This is a genomic window from Labedella populi (genome assembly GCF_004078655.1).
Classification (GTDB): Bacteria; Actinomycetota; Actinomycetes; order Actinomycetales; family Microbacteriaceae; genus Labedella; species Labedella populi.
The window spans coordinates 226636-252796 of sequence record NZ_RZNC01000001.1; the positions used below are offsets into that span (position 1 = coordinate 226636).

Annotated in this window: 31 protein-coding genes and 1 tRNA gene; 12 read left to right on the forward strand and 20 right to left on the reverse strand. The window is 68.5% G+C overall.

Features of this window, described 5'->3' with window-relative positions:
- Positions 1–69: 69 nt before the first annotated feature.
- Positions 70–366, reverse strand: coding sequence for a rhodanese-like domain-containing protein (locus tag ELQ92_RS01165; protein WP_128497137.1), 297 nt, complete (start codon positions 364–366; stop codon positions 70–72).
- Between the two features lie 63 nt (positions 367–429).
- Between ELQ92_RS01165 and ELQ92_RS01170 the strand changes: the two genes are divergently transcribed.
- Positions 430–843, forward strand: a complete 414-nt coding sequence (locus ELQ92_RS01170) for an NUDIX hydrolase (protein ID WP_128497138.1) — start codon at positions 430–432, stop codon at positions 841–843.
- Positions 844–1034: 191 nt separating this feature from the next.
- Here the strand turns inward: ELQ92_RS01170 and ELQ92_RS01175 are convergent, their stop codons facing one another.
- Positions 1035–1568, reverse strand: coding sequence for a DNA helicase (locus tag ELQ92_RS01175; RefSeq protein ID WP_128497139.1), 534 nt, complete (start codon positions 1566–1568; stop codon positions 1035–1037).
- Positions 1569–1674: 106 nt separating this feature from the next.
- On the opposite strand from ELQ92_RS01175, the gene ELQ92_RS01180 reads away from it, so the two are divergent.
- From ELQ92_RS01180 to ELQ92_RS01190, 3 genes are all read left to right on the forward strand, one after another.
- Complete coding sequence (locus tag ELQ92_RS01180; protein ID WP_128497140.1) at positions 1675–2214, forward strand: peptidylprolyl isomerase; 540 nt, start codon at positions 1675–1677, stop codon at positions 2212–2214.
- 228 nt (positions 2215–2442) lie between these two features.
- Positions 2443–3078, forward strand: coding sequence for a rhomboid family intramembrane serine protease (locus ELQ92_RS01185; RefSeq protein WP_341810964.1), 636 nt, complete (start codon positions 2443–2445; stop codon positions 3076–3078).
- Between the two features lie 330 nt (positions 3079–3408).
- Complete coding sequence (locus ELQ92_RS01190; RefSeq protein ID WP_208004201.1) at positions 3409–3633, forward strand: hypothetical protein; 225 nt, start codon at positions 3409–3411, stop codon at positions 3631–3633.
- A 2-nt stretch (positions 3634–3635) separates the two neighbouring features.
- On the opposite strand, the gene ELQ92_RS01195 is transcribed toward ELQ92_RS01190, so the two are convergent.
- From ELQ92_RS01195 to ELQ92_RS01205, 3 genes are all read right to left on the reverse strand, one after another.
- Positions 3636–4373: a PIG-L deacetylase family protein gene (locus tag ELQ92_RS01195; protein ID WP_128497143.1), complete on the reverse strand. Its 738-nt coding sequence runs from the start codon at positions 4371–4373 to the stop codon at positions 3636–3638.
- Positions 4370–5527 (reverse strand): glycosyltransferase, encoded by a 1158-nt coding sequence (locus ELQ92_RS01200; protein ID WP_243694801.1) that lies wholly within the window; start codon positions 5525–5527, stop codon positions 4370–4372. Before ELQ92_RS01200 ends, ELQ92_RS01195 begins: the two co-directional genes overlap by 4 nt.
- A gap of 77 nt (positions 5528–5604) precedes the next feature.
- A complete protein-coding gene (locus tag ELQ92_RS01205) occupies positions 5605–5850 on the reverse strand; it encodes a cell division protein CrgA (RefSeq protein WP_128493467.1) in 246 nt (81 codons plus the stop codon).
- A gap of 79 nt (positions 5851–5929) precedes the next feature.
- On the opposite strand from ELQ92_RS01205, the gene ELQ92_RS01210 reads away from it, so the two are divergent.
- The 3 genes from ELQ92_RS01210 to ELQ92_RS01215 are packed head-to-tail and all read left to right on the forward strand — an operon-like array spanning position 5930 to position 7524.
- Entirely contained in the window at positions 5930–6697 is a 768-nt protein-coding gene (locus ELQ92_RS01210) for a class E sortase (RefSeq protein ID WP_128493468.1), read from the forward strand.
- A 6-nt stretch (positions 6698–6703) separates the two neighbouring features.
- On the forward strand, positions 6704–6862 hold the full coding sequence (locus ELQ92_RS16170) for a hypothetical protein (RefSeq protein ID WP_166408760.1): 159 nt from the start codon (positions 6704–6706) through the stop codon (positions 6860–6862).
- 26 nt (positions 6863–6888) lie between these two features.
- Complete coding sequence (locus ELQ92_RS01215; protein WP_128497144.1) at positions 6889–7524, forward strand: anthranilate synthase component II; 636 nt, start codon at positions 6889–6891, stop codon at positions 7522–7524.
- Between the two features lie 26 nt (positions 7525–7550).
- Here the strand turns inward: ELQ92_RS01215 and pknB are convergent, their stop codons facing one another.
- Genes pknB through ELQ92_RS01250 form a run of 7 tightly spaced genes read right to left on the reverse strand, consistent with a single transcriptional unit; the run spans position 7551 to position 16584 of the window.
- Positions 7551–9317 carry a Stk1 family PASTA domain-containing Ser/Thr kinase gene (gene pknB, locus ELQ92_RS01220; RefSeq protein ID WP_128497145.1) on the reverse strand — a complete coding sequence of 589 codons (1767 nt, stop codon included), beginning with the start codon at positions 9315–9317 and terminating at the stop codon, positions 7551–7553.
- 57 nt (positions 9318–9374) lie between these two features.
- The gene (locus tag ELQ92_RS01225; protein WP_128497146.1) at positions 9375–11192 is read right to left on the reverse strand and encodes a protein kinase domain-containing protein; all 1818 of its coding nucleotides are present in this window, start codon (positions 11190–11192) and stop codon (positions 9375–9377) included.
- Positions 11189–12646 (reverse strand): peptidoglycan D,D-transpeptidase FtsI family protein, encoded by a 1458-nt coding sequence (locus ELQ92_RS01230; RefSeq protein ID WP_128497147.1) that lies wholly within the window; start codon positions 12644–12646, stop codon positions 11189–11191. Before ELQ92_RS01230 ends, ELQ92_RS01225 begins: the two co-directional genes overlap by 4 nt.
- The gene (locus ELQ92_RS01235; RefSeq protein WP_128497969.1) at positions 12643–13989 is read right to left on the reverse strand and encodes an FtsW/RodA/SpoVE family cell cycle protein; all 1347 of its coding nucleotides are present in this window, start codon (positions 13987–13989) and stop codon (positions 12643–12645) included. Before ELQ92_RS01235 ends, ELQ92_RS01230 begins: the two co-directional genes overlap by 4 nt.
- 41 nt (positions 13990–14030) lie before the next feature.
- Complete coding sequence (locus ELQ92_RS01240; protein ID WP_128497148.1) at positions 14031–15281, reverse strand: Stp1/IreP family PP2C-type Ser/Thr phosphatase; 1251 nt, start codon at positions 15279–15281, stop codon at positions 14031–14033.
- Between the two features lie 5 nt (positions 15282–15286).
- A complete protein-coding gene (locus ELQ92_RS01245; protein WP_128497149.1) occupies positions 15287–15835 on the reverse strand; it encodes an FHA domain-containing protein FhaB/FipA in 549 nt (182 codons plus the stop codon).
- Positions 15832–16584 (reverse strand): FhaA domain-containing protein, encoded by a 753-nt coding sequence (locus tag ELQ92_RS01250; protein WP_128497150.1) that lies wholly within the window; start codon positions 16582–16584, stop codon positions 15832–15834. The genes ELQ92_RS01245 and ELQ92_RS01250 overlap by 4 nt, the downstream gene beginning before the upstream one ends.
- 184 nt (positions 16585–16768) lie before the next feature.
- On the opposite strand from ELQ92_RS01250, the gene ELQ92_RS01255 reads away from it, so the two are divergent.
- Positions 16769–16852 (forward strand) — tRNA-Leu (locus ELQ92_RS01255).
- Positions 16853–16915: 63 nt separating this feature from the next.
- Here the strand turns inward: ELQ92_RS01255 and ELQ92_RS01260 are convergent.
- Positions 16916–17128 carry a hypothetical protein gene (locus tag ELQ92_RS01260; protein ID WP_128497151.1) on the reverse strand — a complete coding sequence of 71 codons (213 nt, stop codon included), beginning with the start codon at positions 17126–17128 and terminating at the stop codon, positions 16916–16918.
- Between the two features lie 175 nt (positions 17129–17303).
- Here ELQ92_RS01260 and ELQ92_RS01265 point away from each other — a divergent pair, with 175 nt between their 5' ends.
- Positions 17304–18314, forward strand: a complete 1011-nt coding sequence (locus tag ELQ92_RS01265; protein ID WP_128497152.1) for a 1-aminocyclopropane-1-carboxylate deaminase — start codon at positions 17304–17306, stop codon at positions 18312–18314.
- Between the two features lie 93 nt (positions 18315–18407).
- Here ELQ92_RS01265 and ELQ92_RS01270 read toward each other — a convergent pair whose 3' ends face one another.
- On the reverse strand, positions 18408–18734 hold the full coding sequence (locus ELQ92_RS01270) for an AzlD domain-containing protein (protein WP_128497153.1): 327 nt from the start codon (positions 18732–18734) through the stop codon (positions 18408–18410).
- A gap of 172 nt (positions 18735–18906) precedes the next feature.
- On the reverse strand, positions 18907–19626 hold the full coding sequence (locus tag ELQ92_RS01275) for an AzlC family ABC transporter permease (protein ID WP_128497154.1): 720 nt from the start codon (positions 19624–19626) through the stop codon (positions 18907–18909).
- An 88-nt stretch (positions 19627–19714) separates the two neighbouring features.
- On the opposite strand from ELQ92_RS01275, the gene ELQ92_RS01280 reads away from it, so the two are divergent.
- Positions 19715–20278, forward strand: coding sequence for a helix-turn-helix domain-containing protein (locus tag ELQ92_RS01280; protein WP_128497155.1), 564 nt, complete (start codon positions 19715–19717; stop codon positions 20276–20278).
- A 48-nt stretch (positions 20279–20326) separates the two neighbouring features.
- Here ELQ92_RS01280 and ELQ92_RS01285 read toward each other — a convergent pair whose 3' ends face one another.
- The 5 genes from ELQ92_RS01285 to ELQ92_RS01305 form a co-directional block, all read right to left on the reverse strand.
- Positions 20327–20989: a Pr6Pr family membrane protein gene (locus tag ELQ92_RS01285; protein ID WP_243694802.1), complete on the reverse strand. Its 663-nt coding sequence runs from the start codon at positions 20987–20989 to the stop codon at positions 20327–20329.
- A gap of 83 nt (positions 20990–21072) precedes the next feature.
- Complete coding sequence (locus tag ELQ92_RS01290) at positions 21073–22011, reverse strand: thioredoxin domain-containing protein (RefSeq protein ID WP_128497157.1); 939 nt, start codon at positions 22009–22011, stop codon at positions 21073–21075.
- 91 nt (positions 22012–22102) lie between these two features.
- Positions 22103–22810, reverse strand: coding sequence for an HAD hydrolase-like protein (locus ELQ92_RS01295; RefSeq protein WP_128497158.1), 708 nt, complete (start codon positions 22808–22810; stop codon positions 22103–22105).
- Between the two features lie 162 nt (positions 22811–22972).
- Positions 22973–23665, reverse strand: coding sequence for an endonuclease NucS (nucS, locus tag ELQ92_RS01300; RefSeq protein WP_128497159.1), 693 nt, complete (start codon positions 23663–23665; stop codon positions 22973–22975).
- Positions 23666–23964: 299 nt separating this feature from the next.
- Positions 23965–24351 (reverse strand): winged helix-turn-helix transcriptional regulator, encoded by a 387-nt coding sequence (locus ELQ92_RS01305; protein WP_128497160.1) that lies wholly within the window; start codon positions 24349–24351, stop codon positions 23965–23967.
- 40 nt (positions 24352–24391) lie between these two features.
- On the opposite strand from ELQ92_RS01305, the gene ELQ92_RS01310 reads away from it, so the two are divergent.
- Both ELQ92_RS01310 and ELQ92_RS01315 read left to right on the forward strand, forming a co-directional pair.
- A complete protein-coding gene (locus tag ELQ92_RS01310; RefSeq protein WP_208004202.1) occupies positions 24392–25096 on the forward strand; it encodes an NADPH-dependent F420 reductase in 705 nt (234 codons plus the stop codon).
- A gap of 20 nt (positions 25097–25116) precedes the next feature.
- Positions 25117–26154, forward strand: a complete 1038-nt coding sequence (locus ELQ92_RS01315; RefSeq protein ID WP_128497162.1) for an LLM class flavin-dependent oxidoreductase — start codon at positions 25117–25119, stop codon at positions 26152–26154.
- Positions 26155–26161 lie beyond the last annotated feature (7 nt).

Consider the following 26161-nt stretch of genomic DNA (forward strand, 5'->3'; position numbering starts at 1 on the left):
GGGGCGGGGTGCTCGGGATCGGGCACCGGTCGAGGACTGTGCGAGCGGCGTCACCGAGGATGGGCGGCCTCAGCGCTCGAGGGGGAATCCCGACTCGCTCCACGCGCTCGTGCCGCCGAGCACGTTGACGACGTCGAAACCGCGGCTCTCGAGGAACGAGGCCGCACGTTCGGAGCGCACGCCGTGCTGGCAGATCACGTAGACGGGCTGTTCGGGGTCGAGCCGGTCGACCGCATCGGGCACCGTCTGCAGCGGGATGTTGACGGCCCCGGGGACCCGGCCCGCCTCGAACTCGGCCGGCTCGCGGACGTCGACGACGGTCACACCATCGAGTGCGTGCAGGTCCTGAACGGTGATGTCGGCCATGGGATCCCCTTTCGCCCGTCCATCGGGCACCACCGTCAAGGCTAGGCGAAGTATCGTGACGGCATGGACATTCGGGTCGCCGCCTACGGCGTGATCATCGAGGGCGCTCAGATCCTGCTCGCCCACTGGAACGAGCACGGGCGCAGCGGCTGGACCCTTCCCGGTGGCGGCATCGATCCCGGGGAGGACCCCGCGGCCGCCGCCGTCCGCGAGATCCGGGAGGAGACTGGATTCGAGGCCGAGATCGACGGCGTCCTCGGTGTCGACAGCTTCGTGATCTCCGCCGACCGTCGTCTCACGCCCGAGGCGACGGGACCCCTGCACGCGATCCGGATCGTCTACCGGGCACGGGTCATCGGGGGATCGCTCGCCTACGAGGAGAACGGCTCGACCGACTACGCGGAGTGGATCGCCCTCGAGCAGATCCCCTCGCTCGATCGCGTCTCCCTCGTGGACATCGGTCTCGGTTACCTCTAGTCCCCCACCCCATCCCGTAACTGCGTACGCAACGGACATCCGCGGCTGAGATTCCACCCGCAGACGTCTGTTGCGTACGCAATCGGCCGGGGGTGGGGTGGCGCGAGGGCGGGGCGAGACCGGTCCGGACACGACGACAGGCTCGGGCACACGAGGTGCCCGAGCCTGTCGGTCAGGAGTCGGCGATCCTGTTACGCGTTGGGGAGGATCGGCTCGTCGTCGGCGACCCAGAGCTCGTCGTCGGCGCGGAACGTCTGCCACGCGGCGTACGCGACACCCGCGGCGGCGAGGACGCCGAGGCCGATCGCGACGATCGTGCCGGCGCCGGGCCCGCTCTTCTGAGCGGCCGGTGCGTACTTCTCGAGGTGCAGGCGCTTGACGGCCGCCTGGACCCGCTTGTCCTTCGCGACGTCGCCGATGGCGAGAGCCGAGCCCACGACGCCTCCGAGCACGGGGACGACGCGTGCGTCGACACCCTTCTTCACGACCTCGACGGCACCCTTGGTGATGAGGGCCCCCTTGCCGACCACCGGGGCGATACGGGCGGCGTACGCGCCCGTCGCAGCGGGCACGACGCTCTCACGTCCGAAGTTGCCGAGCTGACGACTCGCCTCCTTGGCGACGGCGTTCGCGTGGTTCAGCAGATCCTGCTGAGCGCCCCACAGTTCATTCGCCTCGTGCTTCAGTCGCTTGAGTTCCTTCTTGCGCTTACGTGACAGACCCACGGCCGACCTCCCAGAGGTTCTCGTTGAACACGGTCCACCTATCTTGCCACCTCGGGGTGCCCACGCACTAAGGGTTGCTCCAGCGTGCTATGGAACAATAAGGCTCATGTCATTGCACACTGCAGTCGCCACCATCCACACCAATTACGGCGACATCGCCGTCGCCCTCTACGGCGACCACGCGCCTCAGACCGTCGCGAACTTCGTCGGCCTCGCCACCGGGACCAAGGAGTGGAAGCACCCGGGCACGGGTGTCACCTCCACCGATCCTCTCTACAACGGCGTCCCGTTCCACCGCATCATCCCCGGCTTCATGATCCAGGGCGGCGACCCGCTCGGTAAGGGCATCGGCGGCCCCGGCTACCAGTTCGACGACGAGATCCACCCCGAGCTGAGCTTCACCGAGCCGTACATCCTCGCCATGGCGAACGCCGGAAAGATCGCCGGACGCGGCACGAACGGTTCGCAGTTCTTCATCACCGTCGGCGCGACCACCTGGCTCCAGGGCAAGCACACCATCTTCGGTGCTGTCCTCGACGACGACAGCAAGAAGGTCGTCGACAAGCTCGCAGCCGTTCCGACGGACGCGAGCGACCGTCCCCTCGACGACGTGGTCATCGAGAGCATCACCGTCGAGCAGGTCTGACGCCCCTCGATGAGCAGCGTCCCACCCGGGTTCTCGAGCAACACCTGTTACCGACACCCCGACCGGCAGAGCTTCGTGCTGTGCCAGCGGTGTGGACGCACCATCTGTGGGGAGTGCCAGACGCCGGCCGCCGTCGGGGTCGTCTGCCCCGAGTGCATGAAGGAGCAGCGGGCGAGTGCACCACGCACTCGCCCGCGCATCCTGTCGCGATCGAGCGACCGACCCGTCGTGACCCTCGGGATCATCGCGGCGACGGTGCTCGTCTTCGTCCTGCAGCTCGTCACCGGCGGATGGATCACGCAGCAGCTGTGGTTCGCCGGCGCCTACGTGATCCCCGACTACACGGTGTTCAACGGATTCCAGCCGTGGCGGATGCTGACGACGATGCTCGTGCACTCGACGGGGTTCATCTTCCACGTCGCACTCAACATGTACACGTTGTGGATCTTCGGCCAGGCGCTCGAATCCCTCCTCGGCCGCGGACGTTTCCTCGCGCTGTACCTCATCGCCGGCTTCGGCGGCTCGCTCGGCGTGCTCGCGCTGTCCGATCCGCTGCAGCCCGTCGTCGGTGCGTCGGGAGCGATCTTCGGTCTCATGGGCGCATTCATCGTGATCCAACGACGCATGGGCGGCAACATGACGGGTTTGCTCGTCCTCGTGGGCATCAACCTCGTCATCGGGTTCATCCCGGGGATCAACGTGGCGTGGCAAGCCCACCTCGGCGGGCTCGTCGTGGGTGCCCTCGCCGGTCTCATCTTCGTGTCGACGCGCCAGATCCGGCGGCACGGGATGCAGGTGGGACTCCTCATCGGTTTGTCCGCCGTCCTGCTCGTGGCGACGGCGCTCGTCGCGATCGTCCGCTGACGGTCGAGCACCGTCGGCATCGAAGGGCCCCGGATTTCCGGGGCCCTTCGTCGTTCCCCGCGCCGCTCGAACATCCTGAGAAGTTATCCACAGCGTTTTGCACAGTGGGGATAATTACACGCGTGTAACTCTCGTCTTCCGGCCCGAGATCACGCGTCTTCCGGCCCGAGATCACGGCGGAGAAGACCGAGTAGGAAGGGGTGCGATGACGGAGCACGACGGACCCGATGGGGACCACTCGTCACGCCGGACGGGCGCTACACCGTGGTGCGTGGCCGCTTGTGGCGACGGAGCGACCCGGACCTCCATCCGGATCGTCGGGCGGAACTCGTGACGGAGCTCATGTCGGCGCGGCGCGCGAAAAAGGACACCCGATCAGCGGGCGATCGTGATGGCGTCGAGGCGGCGCGGGTCCGTGTCGACGCCGCGAAGACGGCGCTCGGGAAGCGGGGTCCCGTCTGGTGCGACGACGACGCTCCGGACGAGACCCGGAGGATGGTGAAGAACACGCGCTACGCGGAGTCGTACGCGAGTCTCGACGACCAGGAGGGCTGACGTCAGGGGGAACGCAGGCGGAGGCCGACGCTCGGCTCGATGGGTTGGCGCTGGCCGCCGGAGTGCACGAGATGGTCGCCGTCGACCGTGAGCTGGCTCCGATGGTGCCCGAGGGCGGCGATCACGGCGGGGCGGTGGCGCTCGAGGTCGAGCCAGTCGACGTCGGGACCGGGCACGGGTGAGAGCTCGGCGAACGGCACGGCCGCGTTCCGCGCGGCGCCCGACGCCGCCTCGTGCGTCCGTACGTGGTCCGGGTGGCCGTAGCCGCCGTCCGGTGCGTAACTGATGACGAGGTCGGGACCGAACGCCGACACGAGTGCAGCGACGTCATCGATCGTCTCGGCGAGAGCGGCGCGCGCGAAGGCATCGGCGTCGGCGTCGTCCGCGGGGCCCGCGAGTCCCGGACGAAGCCACACCATGCCCGAGTCGCGATACCGCCGCGGCGGGAGGCCGACCGTTCGGGCAGGCGGCTCACCGAGCCAGTGGTGTTCGGTGACGCCGAGGACGTCGAGCGCACCGCGCAGTTCGATCTCGCGTGCGGCCGACAGCGCGGACTCGTCGAGTGCGGCGTCGAGCGTACCGGCGACGATCTCGCCTCGCTCCCCGCGCGTCGCGGTCAGCAGAACGACGGCGACGCCCCGCTCGACGAGTTCCGCGAGCAACCCGCCGGACGCGATCGTCTCGTCGTCGGGGTGCGCGTGCACGACGAGGACGCGCCGGGCGCCGTCGGGGATGCTCATGGACGGCGTTCCTCGAACCGGGTGTCCACGAGCGCTCCGTAGCAGGCCGACAGGGCAACTGCGGACTGCGGCCAGGAGAGCGCCTCGGCGCGAGAGCGTCCCGCTCGGGCGAAGCGGGCGCCGAGCTCCGGGTCACGCAGCACCCGCTCGATGGCACGGCCCCAGTCGCCGGGGTCGCGGGAGTCGAGGACGATGCCCGTCTCGCCGTCGACGACCGCTTCGCGGAGCCCTCCGGAGGCCGACGCGATGACCGGGACGCCGCTCGCCGACGCCTCGAGCGCGACGAGCCCGTACGTCTCCGAGTGCGATGGGACGAGCACGAGCCGGGATTCGCGGAGCAGGGCGGCGAGATCCGGGCGCGACTGAGGGCCGATGAAGTGGACCTTCGCAGCGATGCCCCGCTCGTCCGCGAGGGTGCGGAGATCGTCGACGTAGCCGTCGAAGTCGGAAGAGGCTTCGCCGGCGACGATGAGATCGGGGCGGACGTCCGGGGAGACGGCCGCGACGGCCTCGATCGCGAGATCGAGTCCCTTGAGAGGCTGCAGCCGAGCGGCGGCGACGACGTATCCGCTGCCGCGCCGGCTTCCGGACCAGGGGTGGAACAGTTCGGCGTCGACGCCCGGCGGGACGATCACGATGCGCTTCGGATCCCCACCGAGTCGTACCGCGACGGTATGGGCCTCGGCCGCGCTGATGGCGACGACGGCGTCGGACGCGCGCGCGAGATGAGCTTCACCCTCGAGACGTCCGGGCGACTCCGGTCGTTCCCCCTCGGAGAGGGGCGTCGTCGCGTCGGCGGCGATGCTGTGGAAACTCTGCACATGAGGGACGCCGTGTTCCCCGGCGACGGGGAGCGCCGCCATGCCGGAGAACCAGTGGTGCGAGTGGAGGACGTCGTAGGGGCCGAGCTCTCGCAGTCGTCTCGAGAACTCGGCGACGACGGACTCGTGCTCACCCTTCGCGAGCGGATGCGCCGGTCCGGCATCGAGGAACCGGATTCGGAGCCGGGGACCGAGCGTGCGTGCCGCGTCCACGTCGGGGGACGAGCGCCGGGTGAGGATCTCGACGAAGTGACCGAGGGCCGCAAGCGCTCGCGCCTGATGCAGGACGACGACGTTCATCCCGCCGGCGTCGCCGGTTCCCGGGTCGTCCACGGGAGACGTGTGGAGACAGACGAGCGCGATGCGCAAGGGCGGCGACGCCGAGGGGGCGGCCGCCGTGATGCCGCTGGTCAGCGCCAGCGAGTGGTCATGAGGAAGCCGATGAAGGCGATCCCGAAGCCGATGAGGATGTTCCAGGAACCCGCCGTCGGGATGGGGAGGACACCGTTCGAGACGTAGAAGACGATGATCCAGAGCAGTCCGAGGAGCATGAAGCCGAACATGATCGGCTTGAACCAGACGGGGTTGGGTGCGTCACCGGAGGTACGCTGTGCCTCGCGGTCCGCGGAGGTCGAAGAGTTGTTCACGCGTGCCATGCCGACATTCTAGCCGGGCGTTCCACCGGTTGCCGAGCGGAGCGGTCGACCGGTCACCGGGGATCGGTAGACTGCGGCCATGGCCACCACGGGGGATCGGCGTTCCGCGCGTCGCGAGCGTGCGGCGAAGCGCCGCCGCATCACGGTGCTCGGCGTGTTCGGTGAACTGTCGATCACTGCCGGAGTGCTCATCTTCCTCTTCCTCTTCTGGCAGCTCTGGTTCAACGACCTCGTCGTCCGCGCCGAGCAGAACACGGCGGCGGAGGACTTCGCCCAGAGCCTCATCGAGGCCGCGGGCGAGGACCAGTCGCCCGCCCCGAGCGAGGAACCGGCGGACCCGGCCGCGCCGCCCGCGGGAACGACGGCCGGCGACGCCGAGGAGTTCGGCGTCCTCACGATTCCGCGTTTCGGCGACGACTACCACGCGAAGATCGCCGGCGGCGTCACTCGGCCGCGCACGCTCAACCCCATCGGCATCGGCCACTACCTCACCACCCAGGCCCCCGGAGAGGTGGGGAACTTCGCGGTCGCCGGTCACCGCACCACGTACGGCAAGCCGCTCAACCAGATCGCGAACCTCCGCGTCGGCGATGCGATCGTCGTGCAGACCGCCGAGGGCTGGTACACCTACCGCTTCCGCACCCTCGAGTACGTCACCCCCTCGGCCTCGGACGTGCTCAATCCCGTCCCCCAAGCCGACGGCGTCGAGGCCACGGATCGCCTCATTACTCTCACGAGCTGCAGCCCGATGTACTCGGCGGCCGAGCGCATCATCGCGTACGGCGTCTTCGAGTCGTTCACGCCCATCACCGATGCCCCGCCGGCGTCGCTCGAACTCGGAGGGTGACGGATAATGTATGGAGCACTCTGGCGGGCACTGCCCGGCCCCGTGTGGGTTCGACTCATCATCGTCCTCGTCCTCGTGGCGGCGGTGATCTACGCGCTCTTCACGTGGGTCTTCCCGCTGGTCCAGGAACTCGTCCCGGTCCCCGATGTGACCGTGGAGGAATAGCCGCACGACGAAGAAGGAGCACCGACATGACGCGAGTCCTCGTCGTCGACAACTACGACAGCTTCGTCTACACGCTGAACGGGTATCTCCGTCAGCTCGGCGCGGAGACCGAGGTCGTGCGGAACGACTCCTTCGCCGTGGAGGACGCGGCAGAGCGGATCGGCGAGTACGACGCCGTGCTCGTCTCGCCGGGACCTGGCAAGCCGTCGGAGGCCGGCGTCTCGATCCCCGTCGTGAACGCCGCGTTCGCCTCGGGGACTCCCCTCCTCGGCGTGTGCCTCGGCCACCAGGCGATCGCGGAGGCCTTCGGGGCCACCGTGACGAACGCCGAGGAGCTCATGCACGGCAAGACCTCGCAGGTCACTCACGACGACGACGCGTTCTACGACGGCGTTCCCCAGCCCTTCACGGCGACCCGCTACCACTCGCTCGCCGTCGTCGATGACACCGTGCCCGACGATCTCGTCGTGACGAGCCGCACGACCGGCGGGGTCATCATGGGGGTCCGGCACGCGGCGGCCCCGATCGTCGGCGTGCAGTTCCACCCCGAGAGCGTGCTCACCGAGGGCGGCTACCTCATGATCGGCAACTGGCTCGCCTCTGCCGGTCTGCCGGCGGCGAAAGACGCCGCGAAGACGCTGAGCCCGCTCGTCCGCCTCTGACGCGTCGCGATGGTGACCCGAGAGGGTCAGCCCTCGGGGTTCTCGTCCCCGCCGTCGGTGCCGCCACCGTCTCCGCCGTCGGGGCCGTCATCGGACGACCCCGTGCAGTACGTGAGTTCGATCGTCGACTTCTGATCCACCTCACCGGGGGCGAGGGATTGGGCCGTGATGATCTCACCAGGTTCGGCTGGACACGTGGGATCGGCGATCGGATCCACGGTGAGCCCGATGTCGGCGTCCTCGAGCAGCTGCCGGGCGACGCTCATCGTCTGGCCGGTGACGTCGGTGATGGTCACCTTGCCGTTCGAGAGCACGAGATCGACCGTCGTCCCCGTGTCGACGTCCGTGCCGGACGCGGGTGACGCGCCCATGACGATCCCGGGGCCGATGCTCGGGGAGTTCTGGTCGGTGATCGAGCCGAGTTCGAGACCGGCTTCCTCGAGTGCCGCGGTCGCACCGCCCTGATCGAGCCCCGACAGGTCCGGCACCGTGACCTGCTCGGCCCCCGTGGAGACGTAGACGCGGATCGTGTCCTCGGGCGCCACGGTCGTCGTAGCGGGCGGATCCGTCCGGATGACGTGCCCCTCCTCGATGTCGCTCGACGCCTCGTCGAGTCGCGTCGGAACCAGATCGAGTCCAACGAGGGTCTCTTGAGCCGACTCCCATGTGGTGTCCGACAGGTCCGGCACCTCGCGCGACGCCGCGGGGATCTCCGCCGACGGAGCGAGGCTCAGCACCCACCAGACCACCGCGACCATCACGACGGCGACGACGAGCACGCCGGCCCAGATCCACACGACGGGAGGGCGGCGCTGGGTGCGCGTGACCGTATCGTCGCTCGTGAGCTGCCGCAGGGCGTGCGCCGTCTGCTCGCCCGGCGTCGGGGCGACGCCGAAGATCGCGGTGGCCTCGTCGTCGACGACGCGGCGCTTCGGGAGGTGTCCCGCCGCAGCGAGCTCCAGCTCCTCCATGAACTCCTGCGCCGTCTGGTACCGGTCGAAGCGGCCCTTGCCGAGCGCGCGGAGCACGACTTCGTCGAGGGCCGGCGACACGTCCGGGTTGACCGAGGACGGCCGGACGGGGGTCTCACTGACGTGCTGGTACGCCACTGAGACGGCGGTCTCGCCGCGGAAGGGCGTGCGGCCGGTGAGCATCTCGAAGAGGACGACGCCGGTCGAGTAGAGATCCGTACGTGCGTCGACCGTCTCGCCCTTCGCCTGTTCGGGCGAGAAGTAGGAGGCCGTGCCGAGGATGGCGGTGGTCTGAGCGACGGTGGACGAGGAGTCGCTCACGGCACGGGCGATGCCGAAGTCCATGACCTTGACCTTGTCGTCCGGCGTGATCATGACGTTGCCGGGCTTGATGTCGCGGTGGACGACGCCCGCGCGGTGCGAGTACTCGAGCGCCGTGAGGATGCCGTCGGCGATGTCGGTGGCTTGCTTCGAGCCGAGGGGGCCCTCGGCGATCATGTCCTTGAGGAGGCGTCCCTCGACGTACTCCATGACGATGAACGGTTCGGTGACGACGTCGCCGTCTGCCCGGGTCACCATCTCCTCGCCGGCGTCGTAGACGCGGACGATCGTGGGATGGGCCATGCGTGAGGCGGCCTGCGCCTCCTGGCGGAAACGGGTGCGGAAGGCCGGGTCGGAGGCGAGTTGCGGCTTGAGGACCTTGATGGCGACGGTCCGACCGAGCTTCGTGTCCTCTCCGCGGTAAACGTTCGCCATGCCCCCGCGGCCGATGACGTCGCCGACGAGATAGCGCCCCGCGAAAAGGCGTTGTCCGTCAGTCACCACTCATCTCCCTCATCGTGGGCGGTCGGCCGCCCGGTAAATCCTAACCGAGGGGGATCACCCCTCTTCGCCGCCGCCCTCGCCGCCGTTCCCGTTCCCGTTGCCGTTGCCGTTCCCGTTCCCGTTCCCGTTCCCGTTCCCGTTGCCCTCACCGTTGCCTTCGCCACCGGTGTCGGGCTGGACGACCGTCGCGGAGCTGGAGGGCGAGGAGGGCGACGTGGCGTTGCCGCACGTGACCGTGTAGCTGTAGATCACGCTCGTGGCGTCCGCGTTGATCGTGACGAGCGCCGAGTTGGTCGGCACGGTGTCATTCTCAGCCTCGACCGTTCCGCCTTGGATGTTCACGGTGTAGCCGACGACCTGGGTTCCCGACGGGCATCCCGAGTACGCGGACCACGTGAGCGTGTACGTCTCGCCGGCCTCGACCTCGCACGGGGTCGAGCAGTCGGCGATGGTCGGTGAGGCCGTCGGTGCGTTGACGGTCGGAAGCGGACCGTACACCGTGAGGGTGATGGTCGAGCCGGGCTCGACGTTCCCGCGCGGGCTCACCGCCGAAACGGTGTCGACCTCGGCGGAGGTCGACGCAGCGCCGCCGACGGCGCGCTCCGGAACGAGACCGAGACGGGCGACCTCCGAGGATGCCTCGGCGTAGGAGAGCCCGATGAAGTCCGACTCGTTGATCGTCACCGTGTCCGGTTCGGTCTCGGTGGGCGTCGGAGTGTCCGTCGGCGTCGGTTCGGACGACGAGGCCGACGGCGTCGGGGTCGCAGCATCATCGTCGCTCGGCGCGATGAGCGGCCACAGCGAGGCGGCGAGCACGATGAGGAGGATGAGCACGAGGGCGACGAGCGGCCAGGTCCAGCGCGACCGCTTCTTCTTCTCGTCGTCCTGCTCTCCGTCCACGAGCGGGACGGGGGCCGTCGGCGTCGGTCCGCCGGCCCCGGTCAGGAGCATCGTGGCGTCGTCCGCCGGAGCGGCCGCTCCCATGAGCTTCGTCGAGGCCGTGATGTCGACGCCCTCGGCGATCGCGGGAACGGCGACTGTGGCCGTCGCGACGTCGCCGCGGCGGAGGGCCTGAGCGGCGCGCGAGACGTGGGCGGCCGACGCGGGTCGCTCCGCCGGGCTCTTCGCGATCATGCTGAAGACGAGGTTCCGCACGGGTTCCGGCACCGTGACGGGGAGCTCCGGCGGGGCCTCGTTGATCTGCGCCATCGCGATCGCGACTTGCGACTCGCCCGTGAAGGGGCGCTTGCCCGCGAGGCTCTCGTACGCGACGATGCCGAGCGAGTAGATGTCCGTGGTGGGGGAGGCGGGGTGACCCGACGCCTGCTCGGGCGACAGGTACTGCACGGTCCCCATGACCTGACCCGTCGCGGTGAGCGGTACCTGGTCGGCGATCCGCGCGATGCCGAAGTCGGTGATCTTGACGCGCCCCTCGGGCGTGATGAGCAGGTTCCCCGGCTTGATGTCGCGGTGCACCAGGCCGGCTGCGTGCGCCGCCTGCAGGGCGAGCGCCGTCTGCGCCGTGATGTCGAGGACACGGTCGGTCGAGAGCACCTGCTCGCGTTCGAGGATCGTCGAGAGCGCTTCACCCGGCACGAGCTCCATGACGAGATAGGCGGAGCCGTTCTCCTCGCCGTAGTCGTACACGTTCGCGATGCCCTCGTGGTTCACGAGGGCGGCGTGACGCGCCTCTGCGCGGAAACGCTCGAGGAACCCCGGGTCCCCCATGTACTCGTCCTTGAGGATCTTGATCGCGACGGTTCGGCCGATGACCTGGTCTGTCGCCTTCCAGACCTCGCCCATCCCTCCGATGGCGATACGCGACTCGAGCTCGTATCGACCTCCGAAGGTCACCCCTGACATGGGTCTCATTCGTTCAGCACCGCCTCTAGTACCTTCTTCGCGACCGGAGCCGCCAACGCGTTTCCGCTTCCGTCTTGACCTCGTCCGCCACCGTCTTCGATGACCACCGCGACGGCGACCTGCGGGTCCTCCGCCGGGGCGAAACCCGTGAACCAGAGCGTGTAGGGGTCGCCGGAGCCGTTCTCGGCCGTGCCCGTCTTCCCGGCGACGCTGACCCCGTCTATTCTCGCATTGGTCGCAGCGCCGCTCGAGACGCTCGCGATCATCGCCTGGGTGATCGACTCCGCCGTCTCCGGCGTCGACGTGGTGTCGAGCGCGCTCGGCTCGAAGCCCTGCAGCACCTCGAGATTGCGGCCCGTGACCTCGTCGACGAGGCCGGGAGTCATGAGCTCGCCGTCGTTCGCGATCCCCGCCGAGACCATCGCCATCTGCAGCGGAGTGGCGCGCACGTCCGACTGACCGAACGAGCTGAGGCCCGTCTGGGGCGTGTCGAGGACCTGCGGGTAGACGCTCGACTCGACCGAGAGCGGGATGGAGAGGCTCTCGTTGAAGCCGTAACGCTCCGCCGTCTCACGGATGACGTCGTCGCCGAGCCGCATGCCGAGCTCCGCGAACGGGATGTTGCAGCTGTAGCGGATGGCATCGGCGATCGACACGGTGTCCCCACCCCCGGCGCACTGGCCCCGCCCGGAGTTGAAGACAGGGGTGTTCGTGCCGGGAAGGGTGAGCGAGGCGGGGTTCGGCAGCTGCGTCTCCGGGGCGTAGTCGCCCGATTCGAACGCGGCCGTCGCGACGACGAGCTTGAACGTGGATCCGGGCGGATTGAGGTCACCCGCGATACCACGGTTGATGAGGGGGTCGCCGTCGTCCTCGAGGAGTGCGCTGTAGTTGTCGATGACCGTGGTCGAGTCGGTCCCGGCGAGGATGTTGGGGTCGTACGTCGGCTTCGACACCATGGCGAGGATGCGACCGGTGTCGGGCTCGATCGCGACGACCGATCCCGTCAGGTCTCCGAGGGCGTCGAACGCCGCGCGCTGCACCGCCGGATCGATGGTCACCTGGACGGCTGCGCCCTTCGGCGGCTGCCCGGAGATGATGCGGTTGATCTCGTCGAGGAACTGCAGGTCCGATGTTCCGCTCAGCAGATCGTTCATCGCACGCTCGACACCCGCGGAACCCTGCGTGGGGTTGAAGTAACCCGTCACCGCCGAGTACAGCTCCGCCTCGGGGTATTGGCGCTGGAACGCGAAGCGGTCGCCCGTCGCGACGGATCGGGCGATGACCTCGCTGCCCGCGAGGATCGGCCCGCGCTCCGTGCGGTAGCTGTCGTAGAGCGTGCGGGAGTTGCGCGGGTCGGCGGCGAGCGAGTCGGCCTGGAAGACCGTGATGACGCTCGTCGACATGAACAACGCGGCGAACATCGCGACGACCACGACGCTCACGCGCCTCAGTTCCTTCTTCACGCGCTCACCTCCGCGTTTCGGGGCGGCTTCACGCTGTCGCTCACGCGGAGCAACAGAGCCACGATGATCCAGTTCGCCACGAGAGATGAGCCTCCCGCGGCGAGGAAGGGCGTCGTGAGACCCGTGAGCGGGATGACGCGCGTGACCCCTCCGACCATGATGAAGACCTGGAGGGCGACCGTGAACGCGAGGCCGAGCGACAGTAGCTTGCCGAAGTCGTCCCCCTCCATGAAGCCGATGCGGATCCCGCGGCCGACGAAGACCAGGTAGAGCGCGAGGATCGCGAAGATGCCGGCGAGGCCGAGCTCCTCCCCGAGGCTCGCGATGATGTAGTCGCTCTCCGCGAGGGGCGTGATCGCCGGTCTGCCCTGACCGAGTCCCGTGCCGACGAGACCCCCGTGGGCCAGGCCGAAGATGCCCTGGAGCAGCTGGAAGCTGCCGCCCTGGGCGTCGTAGACCTCCTGGCTGAAGGCGTCGAGCCAGTTGTTGAAGCGACCGTTCACGTAGGTGAGCGATTGGCTTGCGATGGCCGCTCCGCCGCCGAAGAGCCCGAGTCCGATGAGCACCCAGCTGAGCCGACCCGTCGCGACGTAGATCATCACCGTGAACATCCCGAAGTACAGCAGGGCCGTTCCGAGGTCGCGCTGGAAGACGATGACGCCCATCGACAGCGCCCACACCACGACGATGGGGCCCAGGTCACGGAGACGGGGGAACTGGATGCCGAGGAAGCGGCGGCCGACAAGCGAGAGCGAATCGCGCGTGCGCACGAGGTAACCCGCGAAGAAGATCGCGAGCGCGATCTTCGCGACCTCGCCGGGCTGGAACGACAGGAGGTCGCCGATCCCGATCCACACGCGTGCGCCGTTCACGCTCTTGCCGATACCGGGGAGCAGGGGGAGGAGCAGGAGGACGAAGGCCGAGAGTCCGAAGACGTACGTGTACCGGAAGAGTATGCGGTGATTGCGCACGACGAGGATGACGGTGATCGCCGCGACGATGGCGATCGCGCTCCACACGATCTGGCGGGTCGAGAACGCCGCCCAGCCGGTGTAGCCCTCAGCGAGGTCGAGCCGATAGATCATCGCGATGCCGATGCCGTTCAGCACGGTCACGATCGGCAGGAGCAGGGGATCGGCGCGAGGGGCCGCGTATCGCAGGCAGACGTGCAGGCCGAGGACGAGGGCCGCGAGGGTCGCCGTGAGGGACACGAGTGTCGTGTCGATCGCGCCCGTCGCGCCGAGTTGGACGAGCAGCACCATCGCGATGTTGACGATGAAGGCGAGGATGAGCAGCGCGAGCTCGCGGTTGCGCTCCGTCTGAGGGATCCGGAGCTTCCGCATCGTCTTGATGACGCTCGTGTCGGCGACGATCTTCGGAGTGGTCACGAGCCGCCCCCGAGTCCGGAACGCGCCTTGATCCGCTCGACCGTCTCGCGTATCTCGTCGAGGCCCTCCGGTCCGACGGTCTGATCGATGCGTTGCCGGTCGTACACGTTGAGGAGGGACAGCGGGATGCCGGTGTCCTCGTACTCGGTCGAGAGCGAGATCGGGCCGACGCTCTGCTGGATGCCCTGGAAGATGACGACGGTGTCCTCGTCGGAGCCGAGGTAGTAACGCGTCTGCGTCCACGAGTAGGCGGCGAGGAGCACGAGGGCGATCGCGAGCACGATGACGACGATCCCCGCGAGCCACGCGAGGCGGCGTCGCTTGGCGCGCCGTGCGTCCTCCTCGATGAGTTCCTCGAGGTAGTCCTCGGCGTCGGACTCGAAGTGCGAGGGGTTGGCGGGCGACGGACGGACGGAGTGGAGCATGGCGGGAATGAGTCCCGTGCGCTGCTTCGGGGCGACCTCGCTGAACGACAAGGGCTTCGACGCCGACCCGACGATGACGGGCTTCCGTTCCGGGAGCGTGTCGCCGATGTCGAGGATGACGGCGGTCACGTTGTCGGGCGCCCCGTGGTCGAGAGTGAGCTTCACCAGCCGGTCGCCCGTGGCCTTCGCCGACACGCGTTCCGCGAGGATCTTCTCGATGTCGGAGTCGTCCACGAAGTCGGAGAGCCCGTCGGAGCAGAGCAGCCAGCGGTCGCCCGGCTTCGTCGTCATCGCGAAGGTGTCGACCTCCGGCGCCGAGTCGACGTCGCCGAGCACCCGCATGAGCACCGATCGGCGCGGGTGCACACGCGCTTCGTCGGGCGTGATGCGGCCGGAGTCGACGAGGCGCTGCACGAACGTGTGGTCCGTCGTGATCTGGCTGAGCTCGCCGTCCCGGTAGAGGTAGATGCGCGAGTCGCCGATATGGGCGATGACGACCTGGTCCCCGACGATGGAGATCGCGTCGACCGTCGTCCCCATCCCGGTGAGCTCGGGGTGCTCGAAAACGGTCTCGGCGAGCTCGCCGTTCGCCGCGGCGATCGCGCTCTGGAGGGCGGCCTGGGCGTCCTCGATGCTCGTATACTCCGTATCGGCCTTGAGGATGCGCTGTAGGGCGATGGCGCTCGCGACGTCTCCGCCCGCGTGACCGCCCATGCCGTCGGCGACCACGAAGAGGCGGTTCCCGATGTAGCCGGAATCCTGGTTGTTCGAGCGGACCTTCCCCACGTGGGAGACCGCGGCGCTGTCGGCCGTGTACTCCATCCGGGTCAGCCTCGCAGTTCGAACACCGTCTGGCCGACCTTGATCGGGGTGTGCAGGGGGACCTGGGTGGGGGAGCCGATGCGCTTGCCGTCGAGGAACGTCCCATTCGTGGAACCGAGATCCTGGATCATCCACTCCTCGTTCCACTGCAGGAGGCGCGCGTGGTGGGTGGACGTGTAGTCGTCGCGGAAGACGAGGCTCGAATCGGCGGAGCGCCCGATCGTGATCGGTCCGCTGCCGAGGGGGATCTCCTGGCCTTCGCGCGGGCCCTGCGTGATGACGAGGCGGCGCGCGTTCGCGGCGGTCGCGAAGCCACCTCGGGAGCGGTTCACGGCGGCGGTCGGGGCCGTCGGCGAGGAGGGTGCTGGGGCCGGCCGGGCGACGGGCGGGGCCGGCGCGGGGGCCGGACTCGACGAGCCGCCTGACGCGGCGGCGGGCTTGCGATTGCCGCGGCCGAAGAGATCCGCGCGGAGAGCGTAGACGACGCCCAGCACGAAGAACCAGAGGAGGATCAGGAAGCCGAAGCGGAGGAGGAGGAGGGTGAGTTCACTCACGCGCTGGGCCCCCAGAAACCGTCGAGGTGGGAGCCGTCGTGACGCGCGGTCACGTCGTCCATGCGGCGGATGGGTGCTGTCGGCTCGGCCTGGGCGAGCACGCGGAAGATGATGCGGGTCCGCCCGATCTGGATCGAGGAGTCGGGCGCGAGGGCGACCTCGCTGAAGCGCTCGCCGTTCATGGTCGACCCGTTCGTGGACCCGAGGTCACGTGCCGCGGCGCGTTCGCCGTCCCACAGGATCTCGACGTGGCGTCGGCTCGTGCCGGAGTCGTCGACCGTGATGTCAGCGTCGCGACCGCGACCGATCACGGTACGCGCCGCCGTAATGGGGTATCGCTTGCCGCCGATGTCGAGCACGGGCGTCCACGCTACCCGGCTCTTCGTGTTTCGGGAATCCACGCGCAGCATGCCGTCGCTCATCGAGGGCTCCGCCTCGAGCAGGATCTGGATGCCGCCGGCGAACTGATACCCCTGCGATGCCGCGTGCTTCTGCACGAGGGCGGTGAGCTCGTCGATGAGCGCCGGGCCGATCGCGGTCATCCTGCGGTGGTCGGTGACCGACATGACGACGCGGAAGGAATTGGGGGCGAGGATGCGCTCGCGGCTCACGACGGCCGCCTTCGTGTCGATCTCGCGCTTCAGAGCGCTCGTGATCTCGACCGGTTGCAGCCCGGAACGGAAGGCCTTGGCGAACGCCCCGTTGACGGCGCGCTCCAAGCCCTTCTCGAAGTTGTCCAGAATGCCCACGATGCTCCTGAAGTGGTGTGATGGCTACCCACATGTTAGTGGGAGCCCCTGGAAACGCCCTCGACCCCCCCGTCCCGGCCACGGTGCGGGCCGGTGCGAGACGACCGCCGTCGCCCTCGAATGGCTGAGCCCCTCCGCACCGTGCTAATCTCGCTGCGGTGGTGCGCGTGCGCATCATCGACTCGCGCGAGTGGCGGAATTGGCAGACGCGCTGGCTTCAGGTGCCAGTGCCCGCAAGGGCGTGGGGGTTCAAGTCCCCCCTCGCGCACAGAATGTGAAGGCACCGATCGGATCGATCGGTGCCTTCGTCGCTTCCGTGGTGCTCGACGACTCAGACGCCGCCGCCGCCGGGGCGCATCCATGCTGTCGTTCCCGTCGCACGGTCGGTCGCGGCGCCGATGTCCGTGTCGACGCCGACGCCCGCGCCCGCGCGGCGCTGCTCCTCGGGGTGGACTGGCGGCTGGCGGCGTCCGACGAGCGGGAGAAGGACGATGCCGACGATCACGATGAGGAGCACCGCTGCGGGCAGGAGGATCGCTTCCATGCGCTCAGGGTAGGTCTCGCGGCGCGGCTCCGCCAGAGCCGCTCGGTGGACATCTGTCGCAGCGGAGGGCGGCGAACTCGGCCGCGCGGTCAACGGACGAATCCGATGTGCAATATATTGACTTGCACGGGCATCGGCTCGTGCTTTGTGTCCCACCACTGATGACGAGGAATCCATGCCGCTCTCCGACTTCCCCCGCTACCCGCTCACCTTCGGCCCGAGTCCCGTGCACCACTTGCCCCGGCTCAGCCAGCACCTCGGCGGGGCGCAGATCTGGGCGAAGCGGGAGGACGTGAGCAGCGGGCTCGCGTTCGGCGGCAACAAGACGCGGAAGCTCGAGTATCTCGTCCCGGAGGCGCTCGCCGAGGGCGCCGACACGCTCGTCTCGATCGGCGGGTACCAGTCGAACCACACGCGTCAGGTCGCCGCGGTCGCCGCGAAGCTCGGGCTCAAGGCGCGACTCGTCCAGGAGAACTGGGTGGAATGGCCCGACCCGCTGACCGACCGCGTCGGCAACATCCAGCTCTCGCGCATGATGGGCGCCAAGGTCACCCTCGACTCCGCGGGCTTCGACATCGGGATCCGTTCGAGCTGGCAGCAGGCGATCGACGAGGTCGTCGCCGACGGCGGGAAGCCGTACGCGATCCCGGCAGGCGCCTCGGATCACCGGCTCGGCGGCCTCGGATTCGCCAATTGGGCGGACGAAGTGGAGCAGCAGGAGCGCGAGCTGGGTGTCTTCTTCGACACGATCATCGTCTGCACGGTCACGGGTTCGACGCACGCCGGTATGATCGCGGGATTCGCGGGCCAGGACCGCCCTCGCCGCGTCATCGGCATCGACGCCTCCGCGACGCTCGAGAAGACGCGCGCGCAGGTGGAGAAGATCGCTCGGAACACCGCGGAACTCATCGGTCTCGGTCGCGACCTCCGCGACGACGAGATCACGGTTCTCGAGGGCTGGGCCGGCGATCTCTACGGCATCCCCGTCCAGTCGACCATGGATGCGATCCGGCTCGGCGCGGAGCTCGAGGCCATGATCACCGATCCGGTCTACGAGGGGAAGTCTCTCGCGGGCCTCATCGATCTCGTGCAGTCGCGTGACATCCCCGCGTCGAGCACGGTCCTGTACGCACACCTCGGCGGCCAGCTCGCGCTCAACGCCTACAGTGGCCTCTTCCGGTCCTGACCCACGTGCCGTGAGGTTGTCGCCTTTCGTCGCCATCCGGTGCGCGAGAGCGACGACATGCGACACGTCAGGGCACGCTGCCGTCGTGGCGGATCAGGGCAGGCCGAGGAGGCGGAGGATCGCCGCGACGGCCGCCGCCGCGATCACGACGACCACGAACGGGGCGCGCCGCCACGCGAGCACACCGCCCACGGCGACGCCGAGCGGGCGCGCCCATCCCACGAACTCCTGCGCTTCGATGAGCGCGGACGTGGCAATCAACGCGCAGAAGAGAACGGCGACACCCGTGTCGAGGAGTTCCTGAACACGCTCGGACGGCACGATGCGCGCTCGCAGAAGGACTCCTGCGAGGCGCAACGCGATCGTTCCGACCGCGAGGACGCCCGCCGCGACGAGCAGTCCGATGGTGACGGAACTCATGGGCGGCCCGTCCCCGTGTATCCATTCCGCACGAGGGCGGCCGCCGACGTGCGGACTTCCGTCCCTCTCACCCCCCGATGGGCGGACATCGGGGGGTGACCGGCAGCGAATGAGGACGAAACTCGGCGCGTCGGCGGGGGTGCGGTGCGCTGACGCGAGGGCGTCCGGACGCTCATTCGGGGGATCCGCTCGGTTCGAGTGCGGGCGTGGCGGGCGTGGAGGCGCGCCGCGGGGGCAGGCCGACGACGACGCCGAGGAGCGCGAGGAGAACCGGGACGCCCGCCGGGAGGAAGGGGGCCGTCACGAGGGCGATGGCCACACCGACCGCGACGGCCCGACCGATTCGCGCGCTCCGCAGCGTCGGCAGGACGAGCGCCAGGATGATCGCGGGGAACGCGGCGTCGAGGCCCAGCGCGTCCGTGTCGGGGATCGTCGTTCCGACGAGCGCGCCCGCCACGACGCCGACGTTCCAGAAGAGGAAGAGCGCGATCCCGCACAGCCAGAACGCGGCACGCCGGCGCTCACCGGACGGTTGGATGAGGGCGAACGCCGCGCTCTCGTCCGTCAGCACGTGGCTGCCGATGAGGGTGCGCCAGGTGCCCCTCCCGACGGCGTCGCCAACGGCGAGTCCGAGGGGGAGGAGCCGCGCATTGACGAGCAGACCGGCGGCGACGGCTGCCAGCAGCGACCCGCCGGATGCGATCACACCGACGAGCAGGAACTGGGATGCGCCGGCGAAGACGACGATAGACAGCAGGGTCGGCAGCCACAGCGGGAGGTCGGCCCCCACGGTGATCGCGGCGAAGGCGAAACCGACGATGCCGTCGGCCGCGCACACGACCAGGATCGATCGCGCCGTGACCGGGTCGACAGCCCGCCAGAGAGAACGCATGATGACATCGTGCGGTTCCGATAAGGTGTTCGTCAAGTCGAACGCACGATCGATGAGCCGAACGGCTTGCCGAGAACGAGGAGGACGGATGGTCGGGAACTCCGGTGCACCCCTCGCCGCGATCGCGGCGGCGCTGCAACGCGAGCGTCGACGCATCGGACTGTCCCTCGCGGAGGTCGCACGTCGCGCGGGGATCGCCAAGTCGACCCTCTCGCAGCTCGAATCGGGCACGGGCAATCCCAGCATCGAGACGCTCTGGGCGCTGAGCTCGGCCCTCGAGGTCCCGTTCTCGCTGCTCGTCGACCCGCCACGACCCGTCGTCCAGGTGATCCGGGCCGGGGAGGGACCGGCCCTCTCGTCGGAGAGCGCCGACTACGTCGCGACGCTGCTGTCCGCATCGCCGGCGAAGACGCGCCGCGACATCTACCTCATCACGGCGCAGCCGGGCGAGCCGCGGAGGAGCGAGCCGCATCTGGCCGGGACGCTGGAGCACGTCATCCTCAGCACGGGACGCGCTCTCGTCGGTCCGACGGACGACGCGGTCGAGGTCGGACCGGGCGACTACGTCCTCTATCCGGGTGACGTCGCGCACGTCTTCGAGGCGCTCGAGACGGGGACCGCAGCGGTCCTCGTGTCGGAGCACCGCAGCTGACGTCCGCGTCGACCGGCGGCATCTCGTCCGAACCGACGGCCCGCCCCGTCAGGCCGTCGTGGTGCGCATGCTCCCGACGGCACGGCGTGAGAGCCACAGGACGCCGAGCCCCACGGTGGCGATGACGAGGGCGAGGAGGACGACGAAGAAGACCACGGAGAGGTACCCGCTGTCCGAGAGACGCGGGTCGAGGAACGGGTAGGGGTACCAGCCGGCGGTGCCGGTGGAGGGACTCGTGACCAACGGCGCGCGCAGGAGGGTGTAGGCGGCCCACGCCAGGGGGAAGATCACGACGATGCCGATGCTCCGCGACGGGAGCGGGCGGCGGCCCGGTGCGAACAGACGATCCAGCAGGAGGTATGCCGGTGCGATCGCGTGCACGACCTCGTTCGACCACGGCTGGCTCAGTCCCGGGTCGAGCTCGATGCCTCGGAGCAGCACGTTGTAAACGATGCCCGTGGTCACCATGTAGGTGGCGATGCTCGTCATGAGGACGGCGAACCAGCGCGGGTCCTCGCCGCGGCCGCGAAGGAGCACGACCGAGCCGATGGCGAGGGTGATGGCGGCGGCGAGGTTCGACTGGATCGTGAAGAAGCTGAAGAAGTTCGCGAGTGTCGTGCCGAGGAGGTCGGGGTTCCGCGCCGACCAGAAGGTGACGCTCGTCACGAGTTGACCGAGGACGGCCGAGACGATCGACACTGCGATGACCACGCGAATCGCCGCGAACAGGATCCTCACGGGTGGCCTCGCTTCGTTCGGGTGCTCGAAGCGAGGCTACCGCGACATCGGATCGCTCACGGGGTCGGAGTGGGGGTCGGGGTCGGCGCGTCGGTCGGCGCCGGAGTCTCGGTGCCCTCGCCCTCGGTGCCTTCGCCCTCGGTGGGAGCGATGACCTTCGTGATGAACGCGATCACCTGGGCAGGGTCGTCGATCGCGCCGGTGTACGGCTCGCCGTTCACGAGCAAGAGGCTGCCGGACTCGAGGGTCGCCTCGGAGTTCGGGAGCGCGCCCTCCGTTGCCCGGTCCGTCGCTCCCTCGACCCATCCGTTGAAGCGGCCGTCGGTGATGCACTCCTCGACGCCGTCGATCGTCACGCCGGCGGAGCTCACGAGGGCCGCGAGGTCCTCGTTCGTGGGTGACCCACCGCTCGCGTTCGCCTGTTCGGCGATGAGTGCGGTGTGCGCGGTGAGGAAGTCGTCCGGAGCGAACGAGGCGACGCACGCAGCAGCGTTCGCGGCACGCAGGCCGTAGCCGTCTCCGGAGAGCGCGACGGGGTGCACCTCGAGCGACGCGTAGCCGGCCGTCACCCACTGCTGCACCTGCTCGAGGTTCGCCGTCGAGAAGCTCGCGGCATCCGCGTCCGAATAGTCGACGTAGAGGCGCATGTTGACCTGGTTCTCGGCCATGCCCTCGGCGGTCGCCACCGGATCGGCGCCCCATTCGAGAGCCGCCGTCGGCGTCGCGGTGAGCGCGGTGCCGTCGCCCGAGAGCACGATCCCATCGCTCAACATGTTCTCGGGCCCCCGGTTGGCGGCCCGGACCGCGGTGAGGACCGCCCAGGCGACGAGGGCGAGCACCGCGAGGATTGCGACGACGCTCACGACGATGGTCACGATCTTGCGGCGCTTCCGGCGCTTGCGCTCCTGCTCCCGCTCGATGCGAGCGATCTCGCGCTGAAACTCCTTGCGTTCCTTCTTCGTCATCGCCGCGAGTTCGCGGTTGAGGTTCGTCATGTCGCGGGACCAGGGCTTTCGATCGGAGGCGGAAATCCTCGCAGAGTCTATCGGCGGGCGCCTTTCCGTCCGCTGGGACGTCCCGGCCGGGTCAACCGACGAGGAGGGATGCGAGCTGGTCGGTCGAGTGCACGACGGCCATCGCGTCGGCCGCCTCGGCGGGAGAGCCGTAGCCCCACTCGACGATGATCGCCGGGATGCCGTGCGCCGCAGCCCCCTCGACGTCGTGGATACGATCGCCGACCAGCACGATGCGGCTCGTGTCGACGTCGAGCGCGGTGAGTCGCCGGAGCGCCTCGTCGACGACGTCGGCCTTGGCGCTGCGGGTCTCGTCGTCACTCGCGCCGCAGATCACCCGGAAGAAGGAGTCGAGACCGAAGTGCTCGAGGATCGGGACGACCTGCGACTCCGGCTTGCTGCTCGAGACGGCGAGGGGGATGCCGCGAGCGTGCAGCCGCTGGATGAGGCCGGCCATTCCCGGGTACACGGCGGATTCGTTGTACGGGCCGACCTCGGCGACGAGGCGGCGGTAGATCTCGAGGGCGCGTGCCGACTGCTGCGGCGTGAAGCCGGCGAAGTCACGGAACGAGTCGAGGATGGGCGGGCCCACCCAGCGGAGGAGGTCGGCGTTCGAGGGTACCGGCGCGCCCATCTCCGCGAGCGTCAGGGCCAGCCGGTGGACGATTCCGGGGGCCGAGTCGGTGATCGTCCCGTCGAGGTCGAAGAGGATGCACGACCACGTCCGGGTGATCGAGGACGGGGCACCGTCCGGGGTCGTGACGGCATCGGGGTTGCTCATGGGTGGTCCGTTCGGGAGGGGATGCGGGGTCGGCCGGGTCGCCGAGCGACGCGGCGTCGCGCCCCGCAGGGCATCGTAGCCGACCCACGTGGCTCGCCGGAGCGCCCCTGGTCCGGGTGCACCTGACGACTCAGGGGATCATCGCCGGGGTGAGGGGGGCGGTCAGAAGAGGCGGGCGGCGCCGTCGTCGATGCCGCGCATGGCGTCGTAGTCGAGCACGAGGCAGCGGATGCCGCGGTCCTCGGCGAGGGTGCGGGCTTGCGGCTTGATCTCCTGGGCTGCGAAGACGCCGGTGACGGGGGCGAGGAGCGGGTCCCGGTTCATGAGTTCGAGGTACCGCGTGAGCTGTTCCACGCCGTCGATGTCGCCACGTCGCTTGAGTTCGACGGCCACGGATGCGCCCGCCGCGTCGCGCGCGAGGATGTCGACGGGCCCGATCGCGGTCATGTACTCGCGTCGGACGAGCGAGTGCCCGTCGCCGAGCAAGTGGATCTGCTCCGCGAGGAGCTTCTGGAGGTGCGCCTCGACGCCGTCCTTCTGCAGACCGGGGTCGACGCCGAGGTCGTGAGCGGAGTCGTGCTCGATGTCGTGGATCGACACGATGAGCATGTCGGCGGTCTTCGAGTGTGTGACCTTCCACACCTCGGTGACGCCGGCCTCGCGCTGCGCCTCCTCCGGCTCGATGATGCTGAGCGTGCACGGCGGGCTCATCCAGTTCAGGGGCGCGTGCTGTACGTCTCGATGGAACGCCACAGTGCCATCGGCCTTGATCATGATGAGTCGGGTAGCGAGGGGAAGATGCGTGTTGAGCCGACCTGAGTAGTCGACCGAACAACGGGCAATGACGAGGCGCACCGACCTATTGTCCCAAAACACGTCGCCAGCTGTCACTGGATCGAGTCTGCGCCCCCTTCATGATGAGTCCGCATCGTCGTGTCATCCCTGAGGTCGTCGCGCCGGATCGCGAGCCGCTGGCCTCTCTTCCGAGAACGGACACAGCTCACAGCTATGGACGCGAACGGAGTGAGCAAGAGCGAGCACTACACGAGGCGCTAGCCGAGACACGGCGTCGTCACGAAACCTATCGGACACTTCGTAACGCAGCCTCTGGTGCCGTCCGGCCTTCTAGCTGCCTGTTGGAAGCTCGCCGGCGTCTATTGCGCCTGACCGTCGGAGCCGCCGGACACCTCTTGCCGTTGCGCCCATTGCACGAGGGGATGCAGGATTCGGATCAGTTCGTCACCTGACTCCGCCAGACGATAGGTGACCTGCACCGGAACCGTGGGAATCACTTCGCGCACTACGAGTTCACGTGCTTCGAGTTCTCGAAGACGGGCGCTGAGAAGTCGCGCTGAGATCCCGTCGACCGCGTGTTCGATCTGGGAGAAACGCGTGGCACCACGCGCGAGCGCTAGCAAGATCGCAGCGTTCCACTTCCTGCCAGCGAACTCCGCGGCGGCCCGGAAGACGCGACATGCTTCGTCGTCGATGTGATGGGCATGCAGAGCGGGGCCCGATGGGGTGGCGGTAGCGGAGGTCATGGTAACTAATAGTAAGCGCGTAACCCGCTGCTCGCAAGCCATGGCGGAGCTGCGCAGACTCGAGCTCGTGAGTTCAACGCATGAGAAGCAGGAGTCAGTCGTCCAAACGATTGCAGTGCTAGGGGTTGGCCGCGTCGGTTCTGCCGTGGCGCGAACGGCGCTCGCTGCGGGCTATGACACGCGGGTTGCCGGCTCCGGCGCCGCGGAGGACATCGAGTTGCTGGCCGAGATCGTGATCCCTGGCGCGCGCGCGATGACCGCTACGGACGCGGTGAGCGACGCTGACTTGGTCGTCGTCGCTGTGCCACTGAGTAAGTACCGCTCTGTAGACGCGAGCATGCTGGCGGGCAAGACTGTCGTCGACGCGATGAACTACTGGCCTCCAGTCGACGGTCAGATCGCGGACTTCGAAGAGGACATCGCGTCCACGAGCGAGGTAGTCAGCAGGTATTTCTCGGGCTCTCGAGTCGTGAAGACCCTCAACCACATCGGCTATCACGAGCTTGAGGACGATGGCGCGCCGAGCGGGACAGCCGGTCGCCGGGCACTGGCGATAGCCAGCGACGACGAGGCGGCGGCTGCCGCGGTGCAGGACGTACTCGACAGGTTCGGCTTCGACACCGTGTACGCGGGGCCGCTGGCTACCGGTCGGGCCTTCGAGCCGGGGACGGCCATCTTCAATGGCGCCTTCTCTCAGAACGACCTCCTGAGGGAGCTCGAACTGAATCTCCACCCCACTCACTGACTTCAGATCGAGGCACTCATATGGAACTCGGCGCGTATAGCTTCGGCGATACTCAACTCAACCCCGACGGTTCTCTCCGCTCTACAGCTGAGGCGATCAAGAACTTGTTCGACGCCATCGTGCTTGCGGACAGCGCAGGACTGGACTACTTCGCGGTTGGCGAGCATCACACTCTAGAGATGCCCGCCTCCTCCCCCGGATCTATGATCGCTGCAGCCGCGGGGGCGACGAAGCAGATTCGGCTTGGCTCGGGCGTGAGCGTCATCAGCACGGATGACCCCGTTCGGGTCTTCCAACAGTTCGCCACGGCCGACGCTGTTTCCGGTGGTCGTGTGGAGATCACTGCCGGGCGTGGGTCGTCCGTGGAGTCCTACCCTCTGTTCGGGTACAACCTGAGCGACTACGAACGGCTGTTTGAGGAGAAGCTCGAACTGCTCATGCGAGTGAACGAGCAGGAGCAAGTCACCTGGTCCGGTACGACCCGATCACCTCTGCAGGATCTGACGGTGGTGCCGCGTCCCGTGGACGGATCTCTGCCGTTGTGGGTTGGAACCGGCGGAAGCGCGCCGTCGAGCGTTCGAGCGGGCCGACTCGGGTTGCCGATCAGCTACGGCATCATCGGCGGGGCACCGCACCGGTTCGCTGCACTGTCCGATCTCTACCGTCGTACCGCTGAGCAGGCCGGACACGCCGGCGCCAACATCAAGGTCTCCGTCGCCGCCCTTGGCCTGGTCGCGCCGACGAAGCAGGAGGCGCTGGAGCGGTTCTACCCCGGATGGCGGAACATGCACACCCAGCTCGGCAAGCTCCGCGGCTGGCCGGCGCCGGATGACAACGCTTACCTCGCGCAGGCGCATGCGCCCGGCGCGTATTACGTGGGCGACCCCGACGATGTAGCGCAGCGCATCGTGCATCTGCACGGCTTTATGGGGCACATGCGTCATTTCCTGCAAATGGACATCGGTGGCCTTCCGCAAGAGCACTTCCTGGAGTCCCTCACCTTGCTGGCCACCGAGGTGAAGCCGCGCGTCGAGCGGCTCATCAGGATCGAGGGCTGACAATGCA

Bases quoted from the DNA above. Each gene is read 5' to 3' on its own strand.
- ELQ92_RS01240 (WP_128497148.1), bottom strand. From the start codon at position 15,281: ATGGAGTACACGGCCGACAGCGCCGCGGTCTCCCACGTGGGGAAGGTC.
- ELQ92_RS01180 (WP_128497140.1), top strand. From the start codon at position 1,675: ATGTCATTGCACACTGCAGTCGCCACCATCCACACCAATTACGGCGAC.
- ELQ92_RS01210 (WP_128493468.1), top strand. From the start codon at position 5,930: ATGGCCACCACGGGGGATCGGCGTTCCGCGCGTCGCGAGCGTGCGGCG.
- ELQ92_RS01165 (WP_128497137.1), bottom strand. From the start codon at position 366: ATGGCCGACATCACCGTTCAGGACCTGCACGCACTCGATGGTGTGACC.
- ELQ92_RS01280 (WP_128497155.1), top strand. From the start codon at position 19,715: ATGGTCGGGAACTCCGGTGCACCCCTCGCCGCGATCGCGGCGGCGCTG.
- ELQ92_RS01215 (WP_128497144.1), top strand. From the start codon at position 6,889: ATGACGCGAGTCCTCGTCGTCGACAACTACGACAGCTTCGTCTACACG.
- ELQ92_RS01270 (WP_128497153.1), bottom strand. From the start codon at position 18,734: ATGAGTTCCGTCACCATCGGACTGCTCGTCGCGGCGGGCGTCCTCGCG.
- ELQ92_RS01195 (WP_128497143.1), bottom strand. From the start codon at position 4,373: ATGAGCATCCCCGACGGCGCCCGGCGCGTCCTCGTCGTGCACGCGCAC.
- ELQ92_RS01315 (WP_128497162.1), top strand. From the start codon at position 25,117: ATGGAACTCGGCGCGTATAGCTTCGGCGATACTCAACTCAACCCCGAC.
- ELQ92_RS01305 (WP_128497160.1), bottom strand. From the start codon at position 24,351: ATGACCTCCGCTACCGCCACCCCATCGGGCCCCGCTCTGCATGCCCAT.
- ELQ92_RS01265 (WP_128497152.1), top strand. From the start codon at position 17,304: ATGCCGCTCTCCGACTTCCCCCGCTACCCGCTCACCTTCGGCCCGAGT.
- ELQ92_RS01310 (WP_208004202.1), top strand. From the start codon at position 24,392: ATGGCGGAGCTGCGCAGACTCGAGCTCGTGAGTTCAACGCATGAGAAG.
- ELQ92_RS01205 (WP_128493467.1), bottom strand. From the start codon at position 5,850: ATGGCACGCGTGAACAACTCTTCGACCTCCGCGGACCGCGAGGCACAG.
- ELQ92_RS01225 (WP_128497146.1), bottom strand. From the start codon at position 11,192: ATGAGACCCATGTCAGGGGTGACCTTCGGAGGTCGATACGAGCTCGAG.
- ELQ92_RS01295 (WP_128497158.1), bottom strand. From the start codon at position 22,810: ATGAGCAACCCCGATGCCGTCACGACCCCGGACGGTGCCCCGTCCTCG.
- ELQ92_RS01275 (WP_128497154.1), bottom strand. From the start codon at position 19,626: ATGCGTTCTCTCTGGCGGGCTGTCGACCCGGTCACGGCGCGATCGATC.
- ELQ92_RS01290 (WP_128497157.1), bottom strand. From the start codon at position 22,011: ATGACGAACCTCAACCGCGAACTCGCGGCGATGACGAAGAAGGAACGC.
- ELQ92_RS01170 (WP_128497138.1), top strand. From the start codon at position 430: ATGGACATTCGGGTCGCCGCCTACGGCGTGATCATCGAGGGCGCTCAG.
- ELQ92_RS01260 (WP_128497151.1), bottom strand. From the start codon at position 17,128: ATGGAAGCGATCCTCCTGCCCGCAGCGGTGCTCCTCATCGTGATCGTC.
- ELQ92_RS01235 (WP_128497969.1), bottom strand. From the start codon at position 13,989: ATGCGGAAGCTCCGGATCCCTCAGACGGAGCGCAACCGCGAGCTCGCG.
- ELQ92_RS16170 (WP_166408760.1), top strand. From the start codon at position 6,704: ATGTATGGAGCACTCTGGCGGGCACTGCCCGGCCCCGTGTGGGTTCGA.